General features: G+C 74.5%; 17 protein-coding genes. 11 read left to right on the top strand and 6 right to left on the bottom strand.

The window, feature by feature from the left end; genetic code table 11:
• The first annotated feature begins 1 nt into the window (after position 1).
• Genes D4B81_RS06155 through ptsP form a run of 9 tightly spaced genes read left to right on the top strand, consistent with a single transcriptional unit; the run spans position 2 to position 10,273 of the window.
• Complete coding sequence (locus D4B81_RS06155) at positions 2–739, top strand: 16S rRNA (uracil(1498)-N(3))-methyltransferase (protein WP_122261575.1); 738 nt, start codon at positions 2–4, stop codon at positions 737–739.
• Positions 730–2,157 carry an MFS transporter gene (locus tag D4B81_RS06160; RefSeq protein WP_122261576.1) on the top strand — a complete coding sequence of 476 codons (1,428 nt, stop codon included), beginning with the start codon at positions 730–732 and terminating at the stop codon, positions 2,155–2,157. The genes D4B81_RS06155 and D4B81_RS06160 overlap by 10 nt, the downstream gene beginning before the upstream one ends.
• A 13-nt stretch (positions 2,158–2,170) precedes the next feature.
• Complete coding sequence (locus D4B81_RS06165; protein WP_122261577.1) at positions 2,171–3,247, top strand: PhoH family protein; 1,077 nt, start codon at positions 2,171–2,173, stop codon at positions 3,245–3,247.
• Positions 3,247–3,747 (top strand): rRNA maturation RNase YbeY, encoded by a 501-nt coding sequence (gene ybeY / locus D4B81_RS06170; RefSeq protein WP_122261578.1) that lies wholly within the window; start codon positions 3,247–3,249, stop codon positions 3,745–3,747. Before D4B81_RS06165 ends, ybeY begins: the two co-directional genes overlap by 1 nt.
• The gene (locus D4B81_RS06175) at positions 3,744–5,102 is read left to right on the top strand and encodes a hemolysin family protein (protein WP_097187741.1); all 1,359 of its coding nucleotides are present in this window, start codon (positions 3,744–3,746) and stop codon (positions 5,100–5,102) included. The genes ybeY and D4B81_RS06175 overlap by 4 nt, the downstream gene beginning before the upstream one ends.
• Positions 5,092–6,021 (top strand): GTPase Era, encoded by a 930-nt coding sequence (gene era, locus D4B81_RS06180; RefSeq protein WP_097187740.1) that lies wholly within the window; start codon positions 5,092–5,094, stop codon positions 6,019–6,021. Before D4B81_RS06175 ends, era begins: the two co-directional genes overlap by 11 nt.
• 60 nt (positions 6,022–6,081) lie before the next feature.
• Positions 6,082–7,095 carry a dihydroxyacetone kinase subunit DhaK gene (gene dhaK, locus D4B81_RS06185; protein WP_122261579.1) on the top strand — a complete coding sequence of 338 codons (1,014 nt, stop codon included), beginning with the start codon at positions 6,082–6,084 and terminating at the stop codon, positions 7,093–7,095.
• 2 nt (positions 7,096–7,097) lie between these two features.
• Complete coding sequence (dhaL, locus tag D4B81_RS06190; protein ID WP_097187738.1) at positions 7,098–7,724, top strand: dihydroxyacetone kinase subunit DhaL; 627 nt, start codon at positions 7,098–7,100, stop codon at positions 7,722–7,724.
• Between the two features lie 8 nt (positions 7,725–7,732).
• Entirely contained in the window at positions 7,733–10,273 is a 2,541-nt protein-coding gene (gene ptsP, locus D4B81_RS06195; RefSeq protein ID WP_122261580.1) for a phosphoenolpyruvate--protein phosphotransferase, read from the top strand.
• On the opposite strand, the gene D4B81_RS06200 is transcribed toward ptsP, so the two are convergent.
• Positions 10,239–10,874 carry an alpha-ketoglutarate-dependent dioxygenase AlkB gene (locus D4B81_RS06200; protein WP_122261581.1) on the bottom strand — a complete coding sequence of 212 codons (636 nt, stop codon included), beginning with the start codon at positions 10,872–10,874 and terminating at the stop codon, positions 10,239–10,241. The genes ptsP and D4B81_RS06200 overlap by 35 nt on opposite strands.
• Before the next feature lie 88 nt (positions 10,875–10,962).
• Here D4B81_RS06200 and recO point away from each other — a divergent pair, with 88 nt between their 5' ends.
• Positions 10,963–11,694: a DNA repair protein RecO gene (gene recO / locus D4B81_RS06205; RefSeq protein ID WP_122261582.1), complete on the top strand. Its 732-nt coding sequence runs from the start codon at positions 10,963–10,965 to the stop codon at positions 11,692–11,694.
• Positions 11,695–11,699: 5 nt separating this feature from the next.
• Positions 11,700–12,488: an isoprenyl transferase gene (locus tag D4B81_RS06210; RefSeq protein ID WP_122261583.1), complete on the top strand. Its 789-nt coding sequence runs from the start codon at positions 11,700–11,702 to the stop codon at positions 12,486–12,488.
• 43 nt (positions 12,489–12,531) lie between these two features.
• On the opposite strand, the gene D4B81_RS06215 is transcribed toward D4B81_RS06210, so the two are convergent.
• From D4B81_RS06215 to D4B81_RS06235, 5 genes are read right to left on the bottom strand one after another with little or no spacing between them, the layout of a single operon-like run.
• Positions 12,532–12,927 (bottom strand): Fur family transcriptional regulator, encoded by a 396-nt coding sequence (locus D4B81_RS06215; protein ID WP_097187733.1) that lies wholly within the window; start codon positions 12,925–12,927, stop codon positions 12,532–12,534.
• Positions 12,924–13,934: a metal ABC transporter permease gene (locus tag D4B81_RS06220; protein WP_419866234.1), complete on the bottom strand. Its 1,011-nt coding sequence runs from the start codon at positions 13,932–13,934 to the stop codon at positions 12,924–12,926. Before D4B81_RS06220 ends, D4B81_RS06215 begins: the two co-directional genes overlap by 4 nt.
• Positions 13,935–13,939: 5 nt before the next feature.
• A complete protein-coding gene (locus D4B81_RS06225; RefSeq protein WP_122261585.1) occupies positions 13,940–14,713 on the bottom strand; it encodes a metal ABC transporter ATP-binding protein in 774 nt (257 codons plus the stop codon).
• Entirely contained in the window at positions 14,704–15,669 is a 966-nt protein-coding gene (locus D4B81_RS06230; RefSeq protein WP_122261586.1) for a metal ABC transporter substrate-binding protein, read from the bottom strand. The genes D4B81_RS06225 and D4B81_RS06230 overlap by 10 nt, the downstream gene beginning before the upstream one ends.
• Before the next feature lie 45 nt (positions 15,670–15,714).
• On the bottom strand, positions 15,715–16,044 hold the full coding sequence (locus D4B81_RS06235; RefSeq protein ID WP_122261587.1) for a DUF6703 family protein: 330 nt from the start codon (positions 16,042–16,044) through the stop codon (positions 15,715–15,717).
• Between the last annotated feature and the right edge of the window lie 10 nt (positions 16,045–16,054).

Genomic DNA, 16,054 nt, shown 5'->3' on the forward strand with positions numbered 1-16,054 from the left:
GGTGACGTCACCGCTCTTCCTCGTCGCGCCGGGGACGCTGCCCGACGGCACCGCGCAGGTGCACCTCGACGGCCCCGAGGGGCGGCACGCCGCCGACGTGCAGCGGCTGGCCCCGGGCGAGCGGGTGATCCTGTCCGACACGCGGGGGAGGTATGCCGTGTGCACGGTCGAGCAGGCCGGTCGCGGCAGCCTCGACCTCCGGGTGGAGGAGCTGGCGGAGGAGCCGGAGCCGGCGGTGCGGCTGGTCCTCGTCCAGGCGCTGGCCAAGGGCGAGCGCGACCTGATGGCGGTCGAGGCGGCGACCGAGCTGGACGTCGACGAGGTCGTGCCCTGGCAGGCCGACCGCTCCATCGTGCGCTGGCGTGCCGAGCGCGCGGACCGGGCGCACCGCCGGTGGGAGCAGACCGTCGCCGTCGCCGCGAAGCAGTCCCGACGCGTCCGGGTGCCCGCCGTGGCACCCCTGGCGCACCGCGCGGACCTACTTGCACGGGTCGGCGCGGCGGACCTCGCGCTCGTGCTCCACGAGGCCGCCGAGGACCGGCTGGAGGGCGCCTCTCTGCCCGCCGCCGGGGAGGTGGTGCTCGTCGTGGGCCCGGAGGGTGGCATCAGCGGTGACGAGCTGACCGCGCTGACCTCGGCGGGGGCGCGGCCCGTCCGGCTCGGCAGCACCGTGCTGCGCACCTCCACGGCGGGCCCTGCGGCCCTGGCCGCGCTGCATACCCTGCGGGGATGGCGGTGAGCGCCCGGCCCGACACGGACGAGGTCGTGGCCGCACCCACCTCGATCTTCGCGCCCGGGCTGCGCAGCGCCTCCGTCGGCGCGGCGGGTCTCATCGCGCTGTTCGCCCTCGAGTACATCGCCGTCACGGCCGCCATGCCGACGGTGGCCACGGCCCTGGACGGCTACGCCCTCTACAACCTCGCCTTCGGCGCCACCGTCGCCGCGAGCGTCGTCGGGATGGTCGTGGGCGGGTGGTGGTCGGACCGGGGTGGCCCGCGGCCGGTCGTGGTGGCCGGCTCGTTCCTGTTCGCCGCCGGGCTCGTCGTCGCCGGGCTCGCCCCGACCATGGAGGTGCTCGTCCTGGGCCGGGCCCTGCAGGGCCTGGGCAGCGGGCTGTCGATCGTCGCCGTCTACGTCGTCATCGCCCAGCGCATCCCGGACCACCTGCGGCCCTCGGTGTTCTCGCTCCTGGCCGCGGCCTGGGTGGTGCCGGGGCTGGCCGGGCCGCTGCTGACGGGCCTCGTCGTGGAGCACCTCTCCTGGCGCTGGGTCTTCCTCGGGGTGGCCCCCTTCGTCCTGCTGTCGCTGCTGCTCTTCCGCCGCGCGCTGCGGGCGACGGGGGCCGGTGCGGAGGCGCCCTACCTGCGCCCCGCGACGATCGCCTGGGCGGTGGCCGCGGCGCTCAGCGTCGGCGTGCTCAACCTCGCGGGCGAGCGCATCGAGGGCGTGGAGTGGGCCGTCGGGGGAGTCGCCGTCGTGCTCCTCGTCATGGCCGGGCTGCGGCTGCTCCCCTCCGGCACCCTGCTGCTGCGCCGCGGCCTGCCGTCGGTCGTCGGCGTGCGGGCCGCGCTGGGCGGCAGCTTCGTCGCGGCCGAGGCCTATCTCCCGCTGATGCTGCGCGACGAGCACGGCTACTCCCCGGCGCAGGCCGGTGCCGTCCTCGCCGCGGCGAGCGTGGCCTGGGCCTCCGGGTCGTGGGTGCAGGGACGGCTGCCGGCCACGGCGGACCGCTATCGGGTGATGCTGCTCGGCGTGCTGATCTTCACCGTGCTCATGTCGCTGATGGGGCTGACCGTGTGGGTGGGCGGGCCGGGGTGGCTCGTCATCGCGCTCTACGGGCTGTCCACGTTCGGCGTGGGCCTGGCCTACCCGACGACGACGCTGCTGACGATGCGGCTCTCGCCCGAGGCCGAGATCGGCCGCAACTCCTCGGCGCTGGCCGTCGGCGAGGCGCTGAGCAGCGCCGTGGGACTGGCCGTGGCCGGGGTGGTGTTCGGGCTCTACTACGCCACCCAGCCGCACACCGCGTTCGTCGGCACGATGGCGGTCGCTGTCGGCGTCGGGGCGCTGTCCGTGCTCTCCGCGGCGCGGGCCCGCACGCCGCAGCCGCGGGGGCAGGGGCTTCGTCGGGCCGTCGGTGTCGGACCCGACGCCTAGACTGGGGAACCTCATGACAGACGCCCCCCGCCAGCGCCCGACCCCGACCCACACCGTGGTCGTCCCCGACGACGTGCCGATGGTGAGCCTCCTCGGCCCCCGCGACGAGCTCCTGCGCACGATCGAGCGAGCCTTCCCCGACGTCGTCGTCCACGTGCGCGGCAACGAGTTCCGGCTCACCGGTGACACGGGGGAGATGGCGCTCGTGGAGCGGCTGGTCGACGAGCTGCTCGCGGTCTCCGCAGCCGGGCAGCCGCTGAACCGCGACGCGGTCGAGCGCTCGATCGGGATGCTGCGCTCGTCCACCACCCAGCGCCCCGCGGACGTGCTGACGATGAACATCGTCAGCAGCCGAGGACGCACGATCCGGCCCAAGACGCTCAACCAGAAGCACTACGTGGACGCGATCGACGCGCACACCATCATCTTCGGGCTGGGCCCCGCCGGCACCGGCAAGACCTACCTGGCGATGGCCAAGGCGGTGGCGGCGCTGCAGGCCAAGCAGGTCAACCGGATCATCCTGACCCGCCCGGCGGTGGAGGCGGGGGAGCGGCTCGGCTTCCTGCCCGGGACCCTCAACGACAAGATCGACCCCTACCTGCGGCCGCTCTACGACGCGCTGCACGACATGGTCGACCCGGAGTCGATGGCCAAGCTCATGGCCGCCGGCACCATCGAGGTGGCCCCCCTGGCATATATGCGCGGAAGGACCTTGAACGACGCCTTCATCATCCTGGACGAGGCCCAGAACACCTCGCCCGAGCAGATGAAGATGTTCCTGACCCGGCTGGGCTTCGGCTCCAAGATGGTGGTCACCGGTGACACCACCCAGGTCGACCTCCCCGGCGGGGTCCAGTCCGGGCTCAAGGTGGTGCAGGACATCCTCGTCGGCGTGGACGACATCCACTTCGCGACCCTGACCAGCCAGGACGTGGTGAGGCACCGCCTCATCGGGGACATCGTCGACGCCTACGGCCGCTACGACGAGCGCCAGCGACGCCGGGAGGGCGACGGCCGGCGCCCGACGCAGCCGCGCCGCACCCGGCCCGTACGCCCCGTCGAGGACCCGGGGCCCGGGGCGGACGGCTGATGGGCGTCGAGGTCCTCAACGAGTCCGGCGAGGTCCCCTCGCCCGTGCCCGAGCGGGAGCTGGTCGACCTCGGCCGTCACGTGCTCGAGCAGCTGCGGGTGCACCCCCTCGCCGAGCTGACGATCACCCTCGTCGACGAGCCGGCGATGGCGGCGCTGCACGAGCGGTGGATGGACCTGCCGGGACCCACCGACGTGATGAGCTTCCCCATGGACGAGCTGCGACCCGGTCGCGAGGGCCAGGAGCCCGAGCCCGGCACCCTCGGCGACGTCGTCCTGTGCCCGTCGGTGGCGCGCGCCCAGGCCGCGGCCGCCGGTCACGCCGTCGGCGACGAGCTCCTCCTGCTGACCACCCACGGGATCCTGCACCTGCTCGGCTTCGACCACGCCGAGCCTGCCGAGGAGCGGGAGATGTTCGACCTGCAGCGAACCCTGCTCCTCACCTTCCTCGCCGAGCGCGGCCGGACGACCACCGCGGCGCCCGAGGCCGGTCGGTCATGACCGTGCTCGTCCTGCTCGCGGTCCTGACGACCGTCGTGGCCTTCCTGCTCGCCGCGGGGGAGACGGCGCTGCAGCGCGTGGGCCGGCACCGCGCGGCGCAGCTGCACGAGGACGGGCGCCGCGGGTCGAGGGCGCTGGTGCGCATCACCGCGGACGCCTCCCCCTACCTCGCGGTCGCGACGTTCGTGCGGGTCACCGCCGAGGCCGCCACGGCCGTCCTGGTCACGGTCGCGGTCGACACCGTGGCCGACTCGCACTGGCGGACCGCGCTGATCGCGACCGCGATCATGGCCGTGGTCTCCTTCGGGGTCGTGGGCGTCTCGCCCCGGACCCTGGGGCGTCAGCACGTGGACGGCGTCGCGCTCCTGGCCGCCCCGGTCGTGCGCTTCCTGCGCCTCTTCCTCGGCCCCGTGGCCAAGCTCCTCGTGGTCACCGCCAACGCGGTCACGCCCGGCCGGGGCTACGCGGAGGGGCCCTTCGCCTCCGAGTCCGAGCTGCGGGAGCTGGTCGACCTCGCGGGCGACTCCGCCGTCATCGAGGACGAGGAGCGGGAGATGATCCACTCCATCTTCGAGCTCGGCGACACGGTGGCCCGTGAGGTCATGGTGCCGCGCCCGGACCTCGTCACCATCAAGTCCGAGAAGGTCCTGCGCCAGGCGATGTCCCTGTTCCTGCGCTCCGGTTTCTCCCGGGTCCCCGTCATCGGGGAGGACACCGACGACGTGCTCGGGATGCTCTACTTCAAGGACGTCGCCCGGCACGTCAACGCCCACGCCGACGCCGCGCACACGGTCCCGGTGACCGAGGTGATGCGACCCGTGCAGAGGGTGCCGGAGATGAAGAGGGTCGACGAGCTGCTGCGCGAGATGCAGCAGGCCCGGCAGCACGTCTCGGTCGTCATCGACGAGTACGGCGGCACCGCCGGGCTGGTCACCATCGAGGACGTCGTGGAAGAGATCGTCGGCGAGATCACCGACGAGTACGACCGCGAGCAGGCCGACGTCGAGACGGTGGAGACCGAGGACGGCACGGAGCTGGTCCGGGTGCCGGCCAACCTCCCGGTCGACGACCTGGCCGAGATGTTCGACGTCGAGATCGAGACCGAGGACGTGGACTCGGTGGGAGGGTTGCTCGCCACCGCCGTCGGGCGGGTGCCGATCCTCGGATCCGTCGGCCGCGTGGGCGACCTGGAACTCACCGCCGAGCGGATGGCCGGGCGCCGCCGACGGGTGGCCACGGTCCTCGTCCGGCGCCTCACGGCCGGTTCGTCCACCGAGGCGACCGACGACGACGACCGGGGCGCGAACGCCGTCCCGGAGCCCCAGCCCACCGAGGAGGAGCTGCGTGCCCGCTGACAGCCAGGAGACGGCATACCGGAGCGGGTTCGCCTGCCTGGTCGGGCGGCCCAACGCCGGCAAGTCCACGCTGACCAACGCCCTGGTCGGGGAGAAGGTGGCCATCACCTCCTCCAAGCCGCAGACCACGAGGCACGCGATCCGGGGGATCCGGACCACCGACAGCGCGCAGCTCGTGCTCGTCGACACCCCCGGCCTGCACCGGCCCCGGTCCCTCCTGGGACAGCGGCTCAACCACGTCGTGCGCGAGACCCTGCTGTCGGTCGACGTGATCGGGTTCTGCCTGCCGTCCGACCAGCGCGTGGGACCCGGCGACGCCTACATCGCCAAGGACCTCGACGAGCTCCACCGGGTGCGACGGGTCCCGGTCGTCGCCATCGCGACGAAGTCGGACGCCGTCAGCCGGGACCGGCTCGCCGAGCACCTCGTCGCCATCGACGGACTGGGGGACTGGGACGCGATCATCCCCTGCTCCGCCGTCCGCGGGGACCAGGTGGAGGAGGTCGCCGACCTCCTGGCCTCCTACCTCCCCGTCTCGCCGCAGCTGTACCCGCCCGACCAGGTGAGCGACGAGTCGACCGTGGTGATGATCGCCGAGCTCGTCCGCGAGGCCGCCCTCGAGGGGGTCCGGGACGAGCTGCCGCACAGCCTGGCCGTGCAGGTGGAGGAGATCGTCGCGCGTGAGGACCGCTCCGAGCATGACCCGCTCAGCGACGTCCGGGTGAACGTCTACGTCGAGCGCCCCAGCCAGAAGGCCATCATCATCGGCCGCGGCGGGTCCCGTCTGCGCGAGGTGGGGACGACCGCCCGGCAGGGCATCGAGAAGCTGCTCGGCCATCGGGTCTACCTCGACCTGCACGTCAAGGTCGCCAAGGACTGGCAGCGGGACCCCAAGGCGCTCGACCGGCTCGGCTTCTAGCCCGTCGGCGCGGGTGCGCAGGCCCTCCGGCGAGGGCCGCCCGCGTGCGAGAGTGAGCCCATGAAGAAGCTGCTCAACGACCCGGCCGACGTGGTGGCCGAGGCGCTGGCCGGCATGGCCGCGGCACACCCCGACCGGCTGCGGGTCGACCTCGAGCACCGGCTCGTGCTCCGCGCCGGAGGGCCGGTGCGCGGCAAGGTCGCCGTGGTCTCCGGCGGCGGTTCCGGCCACGAGCCGCTGCACGCCGGGTACGTCGGCCTCGGGATGCTCGACGCCGCCTGCTGCGGCGAGGTCTTCACCTCGCCGGTGCCCGGCCAGGTCGTCGCGGCGACGAGGGCGACGGACGGTGGTGCCGGCGTCCTGCACGTCGTCAAGAACTACACCGGCGACCTGCTCAACTTCGAGATGGCCGCCGAGATCGTGGCGGCCGGGGTGGACGGACCTCCGGTCGAGCTGGCGCACGTGGTCACCGACGACGACGTGGCCGTGGAGGACAGCACCTGGACCATCGGCCGACGCGGCGTCGGCGTCACGGTCCTCCTCGAGAAGATCGTCGGGGCCGCGGCCGAGGAGCGGTGGCCCCTGGACCGGTGCCACGCGCTGGCGGAACGGGTCAACAGGCAGGGCCGGTCCATGGCGATGGCGCTCACCTCCTGCACGGTGCCCGCCGCCGGACGTCCCACCTTCGAGCTGGGCGAGGACGAGATGGAGCTGGGGGTGGGCATCCACGGGGAGGCGGGGCGGGCCACTGTCCCGGTGGCGCCCGCGCGCGAGGTCGCCGCCAGCCTCGTCTCGGCCGTGCGGTCCGACCTCGGCCTGCGCCGCGGCGAGAGCGTGCTGGCTCTGGTGAACGGGCTCGGCGGGACGCCGCTCCTGGAGCTCTACGTCATGGCGCACGAGGTGCACCGGCTCCTGGCCGGCGCAGGCGTCGGCGTGGCGCGCAGCCTGGTCGGCAACTACGTCACCTCGCTCGAGATGGCGGGCTGCTCGGTCACGCTGCTGAGGGCCGACGAGGAGCTCCTGCGCCTCTATGACGCACCGGTGAACACGCCGGGACTACGGTGGGGGGTGTGAGCATGGCTGACCTCGAATCCTTCCGCGCCTGGGTGGCGGACGCCTCGGCGACCCTGACCGACCAGGCCGAGCACCTGACCGACCTCGACCGGGCGATCGGCGACGGCGACCACGGCACCAACATGGCCCGTGGCTTCGCGGCCTGCGCCGCCCTGGACCCGGAGGCGGGCTACAACGGGATCGACGCCTACCTGAAGATGGTCGGGATGACGCTCGTGAGCACGGTCGGCGGCGCGTCGGGCCCGTTGTACGGCACCTTCTTCCTCCGCCTCGCCGGTCCGCTGGCCGCCGCCGACGAGGTGGGCGTCCACCAGGTCGGCCAGGCGCTGCGCGCCGGGGTGGAGGGAGTGGTCGCCCGCGGCAAGGCGCAGCTGGGGGACAAGACGATGTATGACGCGCTCGCGCCGGCCCTCGAGGCCTTCGACGAGGCCTCCCGCGACGGGCAGGACCTCGCCTCCTGCCTGGAGGCCGCCGCGCTCGCGGCGGCGGCGGGCCGCGACGCCACCGAGCCTCTCGTCGCCCGCAAGGGGCGTGCCTCCTACCTCGGGGAGCGCAGCGCCGGGCACATCGACCCGGGTGCGAGCAGCGCGACCCTCCTCATCGAGGCCGCCGCACGCACGTTGGTCTGAGGCCCGCGATGATCTCCGTCGTCGTGGTGTCGCACAGCCGCGCCCTCGCGGACGCGGCCGTGGCGCTGGCGGCGCAGATGGCCCCGGGCCCGGACGGGCCCCGGGTCGAGGTGGCGGCCGGGCTGGACGACGGCACCCTGGGGACGGACGCCGCCGCGGTGGCCGCCGCGATCCAGCGGGGTGACGAGGCCTCCGGCCACGAGGGGGTGCTCGTGCTGATGGACCTCGGGAGCGCCGTCCTGTCGGCGGAGCTGGCTCTCGAGCTCCTGGGCCCGGAGGTCGCCGGGCGGGTGCGGCTCAGCCCCGCACCGCTCTTGGAGGGGCTCGTGGTCGCGGTGGTGTCCGCGCGCTCCGGGCGCGACCTGGGCGAGGTGGCGGCCGAGGCGGCCGGCGGGCTGGGACCCAAGACGGCCCATCTCCTGCCCGACGACGGGGCAGGGCCCTGCCCGGAAGAGCCCAGCGTGGCGGGACCGACCACGAGCCCGCACCGGGTCGACGCCGTGGAGCTGGAGGTGCGGGGGCCGCACGGGCTGCACGCCCGGCCGGCTGCGCGCCTCGTGGCCTGCGCGGCCGAGGTCGCACCGCAGACCATCGTGCGGGTGCGCAACCTCACCTCCGGGCGCGGCCCGGTGGACGCGCTGAGCCTGTCCCGCGTCGCGACGCTGGACGCGCGGCAGGGGCACCTGCTCCTCGCGGAGGCCTCCGGTCCCAGGGCGCGCGAGGTCCTCGAGTCGCTGACCGAGCTGGCCCGGGACGGCTTCGGCGACCTGCCCCGCTCGGGCGCGGTGGCCGAGGCGGCAGCCGTGGTCGACACGACCGGAGGAGGGGTCGCCGGCTCGGGGCTCGACGCGGCCGTGGGCCCGGTGCTGCGGCTCGACGCCCGGCTGGACGGGCACGGCATACCCGCGGGGTCCGTGGCGGAGGAACGGGTCCGGTGGCGCGAGGCGCTGCGCGAGGCGGGGGAGCGCCTGGACCAGCTCGCCGAGCAGGCGAGGCGCCAGCTCGGCGACCCGGCGGCCGAGGTGTTCGAGGCGCACGCGACCCTGCTGCGCGACCCCGAGCTCGCCCGGGACGTGTCCCGCCGTCTCGTCGAGGGGCAGTCCGCCGCGACCGCCTGGGCGGAGACGGTCGAGGCGACGGCGGCCTGGTTCGACCAGCTCGCCGACCCCTACCAGCGCGAGCGCGCGCACGACGTCCGGGCCGCGGGCGAGCGGGTGCTCCGCCTGATCGTCGGCGCCCCGGAGCCCGAGTCGCTCGGCGAGGGGATCCTCGTCGTGGAGGAGCTCGACCCCGGCCTGGCCATCTCCCTGGACCCGCGGGCCGTCCGCGGGGTCATCACCTGGCACGGCGGCGAGACGGGGCACGGGGTGCTCATCGCGGTGTCCCGGGGGGTCCCGGTGCTGACCGGCGAGGAGGCGCTGCGGGACGTGCCGGCGGGCACGACGGTCGCCTTCGACGGCCGGTCGCGCACCGTCGAGGTCGACCCCGGGGAGGAGGTGCTGACGGCGTTCGAGGAGCTGCTGGACCACCGTCGCCGGGAGCGCGACCTGGCTCTGGAGACGTCGGCCACGCCCGTCGTGACCACGGACGGCGTGCCGCTGCGGGTGCGGGCCAACGTGTCGTCCCTGGCGATGGCCCGGCTGGCGGCCCAGATGGGCGCGCAGGGGGCGGGTCTGGTCCGGACCGAGGCGGTCTTCGGTCACTGCCTGCAGGCGCCGTCGGTCGACGAGCAGGCGCAGGTCTACGGCGAGATCGCCGCCGCGCTCGCCCCCCACCCGGTCGCCATCCGCACCTGGGACGTCGGCGGTGACAAGCCCCTGCCGTTCATGCCCACCGTCGTGGAGGCCAACCCCTTCCTCGGCACGCGGGGGCTGCGCGCGTTCGTGCACGATCCCCGGCTCCTCCTCGACCAGCTCGAGGCGATCTGCCGGGTGGCGGCGCACGCCGAGGTGCAGGTGCTCTTCCCCATGGTGACGACCCGTTCCGACGTCGACCTCGCGCTGACGCTGCTCCGGGAGGCCGCGACGCGGGCCGGTGGGGACGGTCTGCCGCCGCTCCTGGAGGTGGGCATCATGATCGAGGTCCCCGCCGCGGCGCTCAACGTGAGCGCCCTGACGGAGGGGCTCGACCTCGTGTCCATCGGCAGCAACGACCTCAGCCAGTACGCCCTCGCGGCCGACCGCGGGAACGGGGACCTCGCCGCCTGGTCGGACCCGCTGGAGCCCGCGGTGCTCCGGCTGGTCCGGGCGACCTGCGAGGGTGTCCCCGCCGGGATGCCCGTGGGGCTCTGCGGCGCCCTGGCGGGCGAGCCCGGTCTCGCGGGGCTGCTGGCCGGCCTGGGCGTCAGCCAGCTCAGCGCCGTGCCGGCCGCCGTGCCGCTCGTGAAGGAGCGTCTCCGGGCCGGCTCGATGGCCGGGTTCCGTGAGATCGCCGAGCGCGCGCTGGACTGCCCCGATGCGGCCTCGGTGCGCGCCCTGCTCGGGCAGCACGCCGACGCGCGACGACGGGAGAGCGTCAGCGCACGCCCGGCGGGCGGAACTGCACGCTGATCCGCGGACCCACCGGCTGGCTGGTCTTGGGCACGCAGTGGTCCCAGGTGCGCTGGCAGCTGCCCCCCATCACCAGCAGGTCGCCGTGCCCGAGGACGTGCCGCAGGCTCGGGCCGCCGCCCCGCGGTCGCAGCAGCAGGGCCCGGGGTGCACCGAGGCTGACGATCGCGACCATCGTGTCGCGCAGGCTGCTGCGGCCCGTCCGGTCCCCGTGCCAGGCCACGCTGTCCCGGCCGTCGCGGTAGAGGCACATCCCGGCGGTGACGAAGCGGTCGCCGAGCTCGCTCCCGTAGTACGCGTCGAGCGCGGCCCGGGCCTTCTCCAGCACCGGGTCCGGCAGGGCCTCGTGCTCACGGTAGAAGCGCAGCAGCCGCGGCGTGGTCACCTGCCTCTCGTACATCGTGCGCTCCTCCCCGCGCCACTCGACGCCGGCCGGTCCGCCCGGGGAGAGCCGGCCGAACAGCTCCGCCGAGCCGGTGACCCAACCGGGTCGCACGTCCACCCAGGCGCCGTGGTCGAGGGTGGTGCGTCGGACGGCGCCGTCCAGCGGGCGGAGCCCGACCGTCTTGACCTGGTCGAGGAGGGAACCCTGCAGCATCATGCTCCGACCATAGGACACCTGTACGAATCGCGCCAGCCCCCGGTGCGGCGCGCCCCGTACCGGGCGCCGCCGTGGGGGACAATGGGGCATGCCCACCTACCGCGAGGCCGCGATCGTGCTGCGGACGCACAAGCTGGGTGAGGCCGACCGGATCGTGACGCTGCTGACCCGGGGGCGCGGTCGGGTCCGGGCGGTCGCCAGGGGGGTGCGCCGGACGAGGAGCAAGTTCGGTGCCCGGCTGGAGCCGGGCATGGTCGTGGACGTCCAGTGCTACGAGGGGCGCAACCTCGACACGATCACCCAGGCCGACGGCCTGGCGACGTACGGCGAGGCCATCGCCCGCGACTATCCCGCGTTCACCGCCGCCAGCGTCATGCTCGAGACCTGCGAGCAGCTCACCGACGAGGGACGGCCCGCGGTCCGGCACTTCTCCCTGCTGGCCGGGGGACTGGCCGCGCTCGCCGCGGGGGAGCACGACCCCCGGCTCGTCCTGGACTCCTACCTGGTCCGGGCGCTGGCGATCGCCGGGTGGCGGGCCAGCTTCGCCAGCTGCGCACGGTGCGGGATGACCGGGCCGCACCGTGCCTTCCACGTCCCCTCCGGCGGGGTGGTCTGCCCGGTATGCCGCCCGCCCGGCTCCGCGGCGCCCGCGCCGGAGACGCTGGAGCTGCTGGAGGCGCTGTACTCCGGGGACTGGGCGGTGGCGGACACCAGCCAGCGGCGTCACCGCGGTGAGGCGAGCGGCCTCGTCGCCGCCTACCTGCAGTGGCACCTGGAGCGCGGCGTCCGGTCGTTGCGCCACGTCGAGAGGATCCACTGACGCCCATGGCCGCAGCCAGCGCCCCCCGGCCCCCGTTCCCGCACCCGAGCGGTGCGCGGCCACCCGCCGTCCCCCGTGATCTCGTGCCCCGGCACGTCGCGATCGTGATGGACGGCAACGGCCGGTGGGCCAACCAGCGCGGGCTGCCCCGGACGGAGGGGCACGAGGCGGGGGAGGCGTCCCTGCTCGACGTGGTCGCGGGCGCGATCGAGGTGGGGGTGACGTGCGTGTCCGCCTACGCGTTCTCCACCGAGAACTGGCGGCGCAGCCCGGAGGAGGTGCGCTTCCTCATGGGGTTCAACCGCGACGTCATCCGCAGGCGCCGTGACGAGCTGGACTCCTGGGGGGTGCGGGTGGTGTGGTCGGGCCGCCGGCCCCGGCTGTGGAAGTCGGTGATCTCAGAGCTGGAGGACGCCCAGGAGCGCACGCGGCACAACAGCATCCTCACCCTGAACTTCTGCGTGAACTACGGCGGAAGGGCGGAGATCGTGGACGCGGTGCGGGCCGTCGCCGCGGACGTGGCCGCGGGACGGGTCCGACCGGGCGGCATCGACGAACGCACGATCGCCCGGCATCTCTACCACCCCGACGTGCCCGACGTCGACCTCTTCCTGCGCAGCTCCGGGGAGCAGCGGACCTCCAACTTCCTGCTCTGGCAGAGCGCCTACGCGGAGATGGTCTTCCTCGACACCCTGTGGCCGGACTTCGACCGGCGCCACCTGTGGCGGGCGGTCGAGACCTACGCCTCGCGCGACCGCCGCTACGGCGGGGCGGTGGACCGGCCGACCTTCTGAACCCTCCGTGCCGCCACCTCGGCGGGTGGTCGCCCGGCCGGGGTCAGGAGGGGGAGCAGTCGGCGCAGGTGCCGAAGATCTCCAGGGTGTGGCTCACGTCGCGAAAGCCGTGCTCGGCCGCCACCGAGTCCGCCCACCGCTCGACGGCCGGCCCCTCGATCTCCACCGTCCGGCCGCAGTCGCGGCAGACGAGGTGGTGGTGGTGGCCCGTGGAGCACTTGCGGTAGACCGACTCACCGTCGTCGGTGCGCAGGACGTCCACCTCGCCCGACTCCGCCAGCGTGGCCAGCGTCCGGTAGACGGTGGCCAGGCCGACGGTCGCGCCCGTCCCGCGCAGCCGGGCGTGCAGGTCCTGGGCGCTGGTGAAGTCCTCGCTCGAGCCGAGCAGGTCGATCACCGCGGCCTGCTGGCGGGTCGGGCGGCGGCGGGTCGTGGTCATCGGGTCACCTCGTGCCCGACGCGGCCGCTGTCCTCCGGCGGTGGCTGCGGCCCGTGGGCGTGCTCGTCGTAGTGCCCCTCGTGCGCGGCGTGGCGGTGGCCGTCGTGGAGGTAGTCGACGTGGTCACCGTGGGAGACCGCCTCGTGACCGCACCCCGGCCCGTGCTCGTGCAGGTGCCGCTCCGCATGCCGGTGCCGAGCCCGGGCCAGCGCGCGGCGGAGCGAGCCGACCGTGGTCGCCACCGCGAACAGCGCGATGGCCAGCAGGACGACGGTCCCCCCGGCCGCGGTGTCCAGCTGGTAGGAGGCGCTCACCCCTCCCACGGAGGCCACCACCCCCAGACCGACGGCCCACCAGCTCGCCGCGCGGAAGCTGCCGGCGAGCTGCTGCGCGGCGGCGTTCGGCACGATCATCAGGGCGCTGATGAGCAGCAGGCCGATGACGCGCATGGCGACGACCACCGTGATCGCCGTCAGCACGCCGAGGGTGATGTTGAGGGCCAGCACCGGCAGGCCGCTCGCCCGGGCGTACTCCTCGTCCCCGGCGACGGCGAAGAGCCGCTGCCGCAGGAGCAGCACCGTGCCCGCGATCAGCGCCGACAGCACGGCGAAGAGGATCAGCTCCCCGCGCGTCGTCGTGGTGATCGAGCCGAAGAGGAACCCCGTGAGGTTGCCGGTCTGCGCCCCCTCGGCCCGGTTGATGATCACCACCCCGGCGGCGATGCCGCCGTAGAACATCAGGGCCAGCGCCATGTCGCCCGACGTGCGCCCGCGGGCCCGCAGCACCTCGATGAGCACGGCGGCGAGGGTGGCGGCGAGGAGGGCCGACCAGACCGGGCTCCCCCGGGTGGCCACCCCGACCGCGACGCCGGCGAGGGCCACGTGGCCGATGCCGTCGCCGACGAGGGACAGGCGCCGCTGGACGAGGAAGATGCCGACCATCGGCGCGACCAGCCCGACGCAGAGGGCCGCCAGCAGGGCGTTGCGCATGAAGTCGAGGGACAGCATCTCGCTCACCGGACGGCTCCGTCCGCGGTGGGGGAGAGCACGCCGGGGCCCCGCCCGGCGGCCCGTGCCAGCTCCCCCTGGTGCACGGCATACCCCTCGGGCGTGCCGTCGAAGGTGAGGTGGCCGGACTCGACCTCGACGATCCGGTCGACGATCCCGCGCAGCGCCGTGAGCTCGTGGGTGACGACCAGCATCGTCGTGCCGGCCTCGCCGAGGCGATGGAGCACGCCGGCCAGCACGAGCTGGCTGGCCCGGTCGACCCCGGCGGTGGGCTCGTCCATGACGAGCACCTCCGGGCGGGCGACGAGCGCCCGGGCGATGAGGACCCGCCGCTGCTGACCCCCGGAGAGGGTCTCGACGTCGAACCGGGCGCGGTCCGCCAGCCCGACCGCCTCCAGTGCCGCGTCCACGGCCGCACGCTCGCGTCGGCCCGGGGGGCGCCACCACGGGAGTCCGGACAGGAGCCCGGTCGTGACCACCTCGGTCACGGTGGCGCGCACCCCGCCGGTGAGGGTATGCCGTTGCGGCACGTACCCGACGCGGGTCCGGTCGCGCAGCCGGGCGAGGGGGGTGCCCAGCACGGTGACCTCGCCGGACAGGTGCTCCGAGAGCCCCAGGAGGCCGGTGACGAGGGTGGTCTTGCCCGAGCCGTTGGGGCCGAGGACGGCCAGCACCTCGCCCCGGTGGACGGTGAGGTCGACGTCGGTGACGACCGCCCGGCCGCGGTAGCCGAACGCGGCGCGGTGCAGCTCGAGGACGGGGGCGGTGCTCACGGGCATCCCTGGCCGGTCCGCAGCGCGGCGAGGTTGGCGCGCATCACCTCGAGGTAGTCCTCGCCCGCGGACGCCTCGGTGATCCCCTCCACCGGGTCGAGCTCCAGCACCCTCGCGCCGGTCTCGCGGGCCACCGTCTCGGCGATCCCGCCGGGCAGCAGCGGCTCGGCGTAGATGGTGCCGATGCCCAGGTCGGCCACCAGGTCCGCGACCTCCGCGAGCCGTGCCGGGGACGGCTCGGACTCGGGCGAGATGCCGGTGATGCCGACGACGTCCAGGTCGTAGCGGGCGCCCAGGTAGCCGAACGCCTCGTGGGTGGTCACGACGTCCCGCGTCCGGCAACCGGCGAGCCCCTCGGCGAGCTCGGTGTCGAGCGCCTCGAGGTCGGCGCGCAGGTCGGCGGCGTTCCCGAGGTAGGTCTCAGCGCCCTCGGGGTCGACCTCGGCCAGACGGTCGGCCACCGCGTCGGCCACGTCGGCGTAGCGCTGCGGGTCGAGCCAGAAGTGCGGGTCCTCGGCGCCGTGCCCGTGCCCGTGCTCGTCCTCGTGCTCGTCGGCGTGCGCCCCGTGCTCCTCCTCGGACTCGCCCAGGACGAGCAGGTCCGCGGCGGGTACGACGTCGAAGGAGGTGTCGGGCGCCTGCGCGGCGACCGCGTCGTCGACGGCGGGCTGCAGGCCGGTGGCGTGGACGACGAGGTCGGCACCGGCCAGCGTCCCGACCGTCCGGGGGGTCAGCTCCACGTCGTGCGGGTCGACGCCGGCGGCGGTGAGCGTGGTCACCTCGGCGCGGTCCCCGGCCACCCGCCCCAGGACGTACTCCAGCGGGTAGAAGCTGGCGACCAGCTGCAGGCGCGCCGGGTCCTCGGTCGCCGCCGCTCCGCCGGTGTCGGCAGGCTGTCCGCACGCGCCGAGGACGAGCGCGGTGAGCGTGGCGAGCACCGGGAGGGGAGAGCGGATCGGCATACCCCCATCGTCGGAGGAATGATAATGATTGTCAAAACGAGTTGGTCAGCCCCGAGGGACGAGCTGCACGACCGCGACGACGACGAAGAGGAGCAGCACCGTCACCCGCATCACCCGCTCCACGCCGGAGAGCCGGGGCCAGGAGAGGTAGAGCAGCCAGAGGATGAACAGGAGCGCCACGGCGACCAGGAGCCAGCCGACCGGACCGCCCAGGAACCCGCCGCCGAGCAGGAGCAGCAGCAGGAGCAGGAAGGGCAGCCAGACGGGCAGCCGCGAGAGCAGCTCGAGGGCCGGCAGCGAGGCCTGCTCGATCCGGCGGCGGACGGGGCCGGGCTGGGCGGTGGGTCGGTCCGAGGACGGGGAGGCGGTGGGCACGCGGCAAGCC

Origin of the sequence: Ornithinimicrobium cerasi, from assembly GCF_003702705.1 — a bacterium.
Lineage (GTDB): Bacteria > Actinomycetota > Actinomycetes > Actinomycetales > Dermatophilaceae > Ornithinicoccus > Ornithinicoccus cerasi.

What these genes read in the sequence shown, in the direction of transcription:
- recO (WP_122261582.1), top strand. Translation starts at nt 10,963, where the DNA reads ATGCCCACCTACCGCGAGGCCGCGATCGTGCTGCGGACGCACAAGCTG.
- D4B81_RS06230 (WP_122261586.1), bottom strand. Translation starts at nt 15,669, where the DNA reads ATGCCGATCCGCTCTCCCCTCCCGGTGCTCGCCACGCTCACCGCGCTC.
- D4B81_RS06165 (WP_122261577.1), top strand. Translation starts at nt 2,171, where the DNA reads ATGACAGACGCCCCCCGCCAGCGCCCGACCCCGACCCACACCGTGGTC.
- D4B81_RS06215 (WP_097187733.1), bottom strand. Translation starts at nt 12,927, where the DNA reads ATGACCACGACCCGCCGCCGCCCGACCCGCCAGCAGGCCGCGGTGATC.
- D4B81_RS06225 (WP_122261585.1), bottom strand. Translation starts at nt 14,713, where the DNA reads ATGCCCGTGAGCACCGCCCCCGTCCTCGAGCTGCACCGCGCCGCGTTC.
- D4B81_RS06175 (WP_097187741.1), top strand. Translation starts at nt 3,744, where the DNA reads ATGACCGTGCTCGTCCTGCTCGCGGTCCTGACGACCGTCGTGGCCTTC.
- ptsP (WP_122261580.1), top strand. Translation starts at nt 7,733, where the DNA reads ATGATCTCCGTCGTCGTGGTGTCGCACAGCCGCGCCCTCGCGGACGCG.
- dhaL (WP_097187738.1), top strand. Translation starts at nt 7,098, where the DNA reads ATGGCTGACCTCGAATCCTTCCGCGCCTGGGTGGCGGACGCCTCGGCG.
- dhaK (WP_122261579.1), top strand. Translation starts at nt 6,082, where the DNA reads ATGAAGAAGCTGCTCAACGACCCGGCCGACGTGGTGGCCGAGGCGCTG.
- D4B81_RS06210 (WP_122261583.1), top strand. Translation starts at nt 11,700, where the DNA reads ATGGCCGCAGCCAGCGCCCCCCGGCCCCCGTTCCCGCACCCGAGCGGT.
- ybeY (WP_122261578.1), top strand. Translation starts at nt 3,247, where the DNA reads ATGGGCGTCGAGGTCCTCAACGAGTCCGGCGAGGTCCCCTCGCCCGTG.
- D4B81_RS06220 (WP_419866234.1), bottom strand. Translation starts at nt 13,934, where the DNA reads ATGCTGTCCCTCGACTTCATGCGCAACGCCCTGCTGGCGGCCCTCTGC.
- D4B81_RS06160 (WP_122261576.1), top strand. Translation starts at nt 730, where the DNA reads ATGGCGGTGAGCGCCCGGCCCGACACGGACGAGGTCGTGGCCGCACCC.
- D4B81_RS06200 (WP_122261581.1), bottom strand. Translation starts at nt 10,874, where the DNA reads ATGATGCTGCAGGGTTCCCTCCTCGACCAGGTCAAGACGGTCGGGCTC.